We start from the raw sequence: 6,551 nt of genomic DNA on the forward strand, positions 1-6,551 counted from the left end.
CCGCCATCTGGCCACCCGCCTGCTGGCCGGCGACCTGGCGCGGCTGGCCTCGCACGACTACGCCGCGATCGCCCGTGAGCTGGATGCCGAGCTGGAGGATGTGCTGGAGGCATTCCGGCTGGTGTTGTCGCTGCAGCCGCGTCCCGGCGACAGCCTGATGCCGCAGGAAGACACCCGGATCATTCCCGACGTGGTGGTCTGGCACGCCGACGCCCAGTGGCGCGTGGCGCTTAACCACGGCACCGCACCGCGCCTGGCCATCAACCCGGCCTACGAACAGGCGGTCATCGACAGTGCCGGCGAAGCTGCACAGCCGATGCGTGAAAAGCTGCAGGAGGCACGCTGGCTGACCCGCGGACTGTCCATGCGCTATGACACCCTGCTGCGTACCGCGCGGGTGGTGGTCGAGCGCCAGGCCGCCTTCCTGATGCGCGGCGAAGAAGCCATGGCGCCGTTGACCCTGAAGGAAGTGGCCGACGCCATCGGCATGCACGAGTCCACCGTCTCGCGCATCACCTCCGGAAAATACCTGCAGACCCCGCGCGGCACCTTCGAACTGAAGCACTTCTTCGCGGTGCGACTGGAGGGCGCCAGCATCTCCGGCCAAGCGGTCAAGGCCATGGTCAAACGCCTGATCGACGCCGAACCGCCCGCTCGGCCATTGGCCGATGAGGCCATCGCCCTGCTGCTGGCGCGCCAGGGGGTGAACATCGCGCGGCGAACCGTCGCAAAATACCGCGAGCAGCTTGATATCGCTCCGGCCCGCGAACGTCGCCGGCAGAACGCCAAGCCCCAACTGGCCCGCGCGGGCTGAGAACCAAGGAACTCCATGAACAAGCTCACCGTGCTGCTGGTCGATGACCATGAAGGCTTCATCAACGCCGCGATGCGCCATTTCCGCAAAGTGGAATGGGTGCAGATCATCGGCAGTGCCGCCAACGGGCTGGAGGCGATCGAGCGCTCCGAGGCACTGCGCCCGCAGGTGGTACTGATGGATCTGGCGATGCCGGAAATGGGCGGCCTGCAGGCCACCCGGCTGATCAAGACCCAGGACGATGCCCCGTACATCGTCATTGCCAGCCATTTCGACGATGTCGAACACCGCGAGCACGCCCTGCGTGCGGGCGCCGACAATTTCGTCAGCAAGCTTTCCTACATCCAGGAGGTCATGCCGATCCTGGAAAGCCTCAGGCAGGAAGACAGCAATGAGTGAGTCACGCATCCTCGTCATTGATGGTGACGGCGTCCGTGCCGAACGTACCGTGGCGCTGCTGGAGTTCATGGACTTCACCCCGCGCTGGGTGACCGAGGCCGACGACATCGACACCCGTCGCCACCGTGCAAACGACTGGATGGCGATCGTGGTCGGGCATCTGGAAGACAGCACCCGGGCCGCGCCATTCTTCGCCTGGCTGGCGCAGACCTCGATGCCGCCCCCGGTACTGCTGGCCGAGGGTGATCCGCTGGCCTTCGCCCGCCACTACGGCCTGCATGAGGCCAATGTGTGGCCGCTGGAGCAGCCGCTGCGCCACGCACAGATGGAAGCGCTGTTGCGCCGCGCCAGCCTCAAGCGGCTCGATACCGAGCATCAACAAGGCGCCGCGCAGGAAAGCGGCCCCACCGGCAGCAGTCCGGCAGTGGTGGAACTGCGCCAGCTGATCGACCAGGTTGCCGCGTTCGACACCACGGTGCTGGTGCTGGGCGAGTCAGGCACCGGCAAGGAAGTGGTCTCGCGCGCCATCCACCAGCGCTCGCCGCGCCGGGATGGCCCGTTCGTGGCGATCAACTGTGGCGCGATTCCGCCGGACCTGCTGGAAAGCGAACTGTTCGGCCACGAGAAAGGTGCCTTCACCGGCGCCCTGAGCGCGCGCAAGGGCCGCTTCGAGATGGCCGAGGGCGGCACATTGCTACTGGATGAGATCGGCGACATGAGTTTGCCGATGCAGGTCAAGCTGCTGCGCGTGCTGCAGGAGCGCAGCTTCGAGCGCGTCGGCGGCAACCAGACCATCCGCTGCAACGTGCGTGTGATCGCCGCGACCCATCGCGACCTGGAGTCGCGCATCACCGACGGCAAGTTCCGCGAGGACCTGTTCTACCGCCTCAACGTGTTCCCGATCGATGTGCCGGCGCTGCGCGAACGCACCGCCGATATCCCGGCGCTGGTGGAGACCATCGCAGGCCAGCTGGCACGCACCGGTCGCGGCGAAGTCCGCTTCACCGTCGAAGCGCTGGAAGCCCTGGCCCGCCACCCGTGGCCGGGCAATGTGCGCGAGCTGACCAATCTGGTTGAACGGCTGGCGGTGCTGCATCCCGGTGGCCTGGTGCGGGTGCAGGACCTGCCTGCCCGCTACCGTGGCGATCATCCGCCAGCACCAGCGGCCGCGCTGGACGAGGAGCGGCCGCTGATCGGACTGGGCGCACAAGCCGAAGCCACACCGGCGGCAGAGGCTGCAACAGGTGCCGGCATTCCCGCCGCAACCCACCTTCCCGACACTGGCATCGATCTGCGCGATCATATGGCCACCATCGAACTGTCGCTGATCAACGAGGCACTGGAACGCACCAGCGGTGTCGTCGCCCATGCCGCGCAGCTGCTGGGTCTGCGCCGCACCACGCTGGTGGAGAAGCTGCGCAAGTACGGCATCGAGCGCGAGTCCAACGAAGCGACTCCTGGTTGATCCCGTCACCACAGAACACAGCGCCTCCGGGGCGCTTTGTTTTTTTGTGGCCAGCGCCGGCCTGGCGCAGCGCCAGAAACCGGACGACGGGAAATCGTCACCCGGCACGGCCCATCCCGTCACCGCAGCCATTCCCCGGGCCGCGAATTTAGGCACGCGACTTGCAGTTGAACAGGCAGCAACCCCGTTCCGGAATCCCGCCTGATGTCCCACTCGATCACCTCTGTTCTTTCCCAGATCCGCACCCTGCAGACCCAGGTCAGCCAAGCCGCACCGACCGGGGACATCGCCCGCAGCAATGCCATCCAGGGACTGGGCGAAGGCAATGCAATCAATGCGCCCTCCTTCAGCCAAACCCTGCAAGGCGCGATCAAGGGCGTGAATGATGCCCAGCAGAAATCCGGCGCCCTGGCCGCCGCCTTCGAGCGCGGTGAGCCCGGTGCCGACCTGGCCCAGGTGATGGTCGCTTCGCAACAGTCCCAGATCGCCTTCCGCGCCACCGTGGAAGTCCGCAACCGTCTCGTCCAGGCTTACCAGGACGTGATGAACATGCCGCTGTAAGGATAGATCCGCATGGCACTCGCGCTCTCCAGAGACGCTCTCAATCCGGAAAAAGCCGGCGCATGGTTCGACCGCCTGCAGAGTCTGCAGATCACCCGACGGCTGGGCTTGATGGCAATGATCGCCATCGCCGTGGCGGCGGGCCTGTTTGTGTTCTTCTGGGCGCAGAAGCCGCAGATGATGCCGCTGTACACCGGGCTGGACCAGAAGGCGACGGCAGAGGCCACCGACCTGCTGCGCGCTGCGCAGATTCCGTTCGAGCTCAATGCCGCCACCGGCGCCATCAGCGTGCCGGAAAAAAACGTGCATGACGCGCGGTTGAAGCTGGCCGGTTCCGGTCTGACGGAAAGCGGCCGGCTGGGCTTTGAGCTGATGGAGCGCGATCCCGGCTTTGGTGTCAGCCAGTTCGTGGAGAACGCCCGTTACCAGCATGCGCTGGAAACCGAGCTGGTGCGTACCATCACCGCCCTGCGTCCGGTACGCGATGCGCGCGTGCATCTGGCCATTCCCAAGCCCAGCACGTTCACCCGCCAGCGTGACGTGGCCAGCGCCTCGGTGGTACTGGAGCTGCGCGGCGGCCAGCAACTGGAACGCAACCAGGTCGATGCGATCGTGCACATGGTGGCCTCCAGCATTCCGGACCTTGCTCCGGAGCGGGTGACCGTGGTCGACCAGAGCGGGCGCATGCTCACCATCGCCGACCCCAACAGCGACGCGGCGCTCAATGCCGCCCAGTTCGACCAGGTGCGCCGCCTGGAAACCTCGTTCAACCAGCGCATCCGCGAACTGCTCGAGCCGATGACCGGAGCCGGCCGGGTGAATCCGGAGGTTAGCGTGGACATGGATTTTTCGGTCATCGAAGAGGCCCGTGAGCTGTACAACGCCGAGCCGCAGAAGGTCCGCAGCGAGCAGATCAGCGAAAACACCAATGCCGGTGCTGGCCCGCAGGGGATTCCCGGCGCCGCCAGCAACACCCCGCCCGGTCCGGATGCCCCGGCGGCGACCGCGGCCACGGCTACGGAAAGCAGCAAGAGCGCGACCCGCAATTACGAGCTGGACCGCACCCTGCAGCACACCCGCCAGCCGGCCGGTCGCGTCAACCGCGTGTCGGTGGCGGTGCTGGTCGATCACGTGCCGCGCGCCGGTGCCAACGGCAAGCTCAGCGATCAGCCGCTCAGCGCCGCCGAACTCACCCGCGTGGAAGCGCTGGTCAAGCAGGCGGTCGGTTTCAACGCCGAGCGCGGCGATACCGTGTCGGTCATGAACGCTCCGTTCGTGCGTGAACCGGTGCCGGTCGAAACGCCGAAGTGGTGGGAGAAACCGCAGGTCCGCGATGCACTGCGTCTGGTGCTGGGGGCGATCGTGGTGCTGGCCCTGCTGTTTGGTGTGCTGCGCCCGGCCATGCGACAGATGTCCAGCCCGCCCAAGGCCTTGCCGGGTGCCGAGGACGATCCGCTCAGCGCCGATGTGCAGATCCTGGACGACGATTCCGAGATGCCGGCACTGGCTGCCGACCGTGTGCAGCTGGATGCCCCCTCGCCGCTGGCATTGCCGGTGGATGCCTACGAAGAACGCCTGCGGATGGCGCGCGAAGCGGTACAGGCCGATTCCAAGCGCGTGGCGCAGGTGGTGAAGGGTTGGGTTGCCAATGACTGACGTTATTCCGATGACCGGCGTGCAACGCGCCGCCGTGCTGCTGCTCTCACTGGGCGAGCAGGATGCCGCGAGGTGCTCAAGCACATGGAGCCCAAGGAGGTGCAGAAGATCGGCATCGCCATGGCCACGCTCAACGATGTCACCCGCGAGCAGGTGCAGCAGGTGATGGACGAGTTCGGCGCCGCGCTGGGCAACAAGACCTCGCTGTCGGTCGGCTCGGACGACTACATCCGCAACATGCTGGTGCAGGCGCTGGGTACCGAGAAGGCCGGCAACCTGATCGACCGCATCCTGCTGGGTCGCAACACCACCGGTCTGGACGCGCTCAAGTGGATGGATCCGCGCGCGGTGGCCGACCTGGTACGCAACGAGCATCCGCAGATCATCGCCATCGTCATGGCGCACCTGGAAACCGACCAGGCCGCCGAGGCGCTCAAGCTGCTGCCCGAACGCACCCGGGTCGACGTGCTGCTGCGTATCGCCACGCTCGATGGCATCCCGCCGAACGCGCTGAACGAGTTGAACGAGATCATGGAGCGCCAGTTCGCCGGCAACCAGAACCTGAAGTCCTCCAACATCGGCGGCGTGCAGTGCGCAGCCAACATCCTGAACTTCATGGACGGTGGCCAGGACCAGGTCATCCTCACCGAGATCGGCCGCATCGATGCCCCGCTCGGCGGCCGCATCCAGGACCTGATGTTCGTGTTCGACGATCTGGTGGACCTGGACGACCGTGAAATGCAGCTGGTACTGCGCGAAGTCAGCGGCGAGCGCCTGGGTCTGGCCCTGCGTGGCGCCGACATCAAGGTGCGCGACAAGATCACCCGCAACATGTCCCAGCGTGCCGCCGAGATCCTGCTCGAAGACATGGAGGCCCGCGGTCCGGTGCGTCTGTCGGATGTGGAGACGGCGCAACGCGAGATCCTGGCTATCGTCAAACGCATGGCCGATGAGGCACGGTCACCCTGGGCGGCAGCGCCGAGGCGATGCTGTGAGTCCGGCCGTCCGCTGGCATGCACCGGACCTGATGGCCGCTCCGGCCGTCATCGAAACCGTGTCCGAGGAGTTTCCGGAGCAGCCGCTGCCCGAGGAGCCGGCGCCGCCGGCGCTGCACCTGCCGACACTGGAGGAGATCGAGGCGATCCAGGATGCGGCGCGTCGCGACGGCCGCGAGGAAGGTCACGCCGAAGGCTACGCACAAGGCCAGGCCGAGGTGCGCCGGCTGATCGCGCAGATCGAAGGCATCCTCGACAACTTCACCCGGCCGCTGTCGCGTCTGGAGGATGAAGTGGTCGGCGCACTGGGCGACCTTTCGGTCCGCATCGCCGGCAACCTGGTCGGCCGCGCATATGAAACCGATCCATCACTGCTTTCGGCGCTGGTGCACGAAGCCTTGAGCACCGTCGGCAGCAACCACCGCGATGTCGAGGTGCGCCTGCATCCGGACGATATCGCCGCGCTGGCACCGCTGCTGTCGCTGCCGGAGGGGCAACGGCTCGTGCCGGACCTGGGCCTGAGCCGTGGCGATCTGCGCGTGCATGCCGAAGCGGTCCGTATCGATGGCACCCTCGATGCGCGTCTGCGCTCGGTACTGGGTACCGTCATGCGCCGCGCCGGAGCCGGCCAATGAGCGCCGCGCCCTCCCCGCCCGAGTGG

General features: G+C 66.6%; 6 protein-coding genes and 1 pseudogene. All 7 read left to right on the top strand.

Going from position 1 to position 6,551, the window contains the following annotated elements; all coding sequences use genetic code 11:
* Positions 1 to 814 (top strand): RNA polymerase factor sigma-54 (gene rpoN, locus JCM9942_RS09305; RefSeq protein ID WP_157722847.1); only part of this gene is annotated, 814 nt, incomplete at its 5' end.
* 15 nt (positions 815 to 829) lie between these two features.
* Positions 830 to 1,213, top strand: a complete 384-nt coding sequence (locus JCM9942_RS09310) for a response regulator (RefSeq protein WP_054659223.1) — start codon at positions 830 to 832, stop codon at positions 1,211 to 1,213.
* Positions 1,206 to 2,678 carry a sigma-54 dependent transcriptional regulator gene (locus JCM9942_RS09315; protein WP_054659225.1) on the top strand — a complete coding sequence of 491 codons (1,473 nt, stop codon included), beginning with the start codon at positions 1,206 to 1,208 and terminating at the stop codon, positions 2,676 to 2,678. Before JCM9942_RS09310 ends, JCM9942_RS09315 begins: the two co-directional genes overlap by 8 nt.
* 204 nt (positions 2,679 to 2,882) lie before the next feature.
* Positions 2,883 to 3,239 (top strand): flagellar hook-basal body complex protein FliE, encoded by a 357-nt coding sequence (gene fliE, locus JCM9942_RS09320; protein WP_054659227.1) that lies wholly within the window; start codon positions 2,883 to 2,885, stop codon positions 3,237 to 3,239.
* Between the two features lie 12 nt (positions 3,240 to 3,251).
* Entirely contained in the window at positions 3,252 to 4,895 is a 1,644-nt protein-coding gene (gene fliF / locus JCM9942_RS09325) for a flagellar basal-body MS-ring/collar protein FliF (RefSeq protein ID WP_054659229.1), read from the top strand.
* 10 nt (positions 4,896 to 4,905) lie between these two features.
* Positions 4,906 to 5,890 (top strand): annotated as a pseudogene (gene fliG, locus JCM9942_RS18310) (flagellar motor switch protein FliG).
* The gene (locus JCM9942_RS09335; RefSeq protein ID WP_172675085.1) at positions 5,887 to 6,525 is read left to right on the top strand and encodes a FliH/SctL family protein; all 639 of its coding nucleotides are present in this window, start codon (positions 5,887 to 5,889) and stop codon (positions 6,523 to 6,525) included. Before fliG ends, JCM9942_RS09335 begins: the two are co-directional and overlap by 4 nt.
* Positions 6,526 to 6,551 lie beyond the last annotated feature (26 nt).

The sequence above is a fragment of the Stenotrophomonas pictorum JCM 9942 genome, assembly GCF_001310775.1.
GTDB lineage: Bacteria > Pseudomonadota > Gammaproteobacteria > Xanthomonadales > Xanthomonadaceae > Stenotrophomonas > Stenotrophomonas pictorum.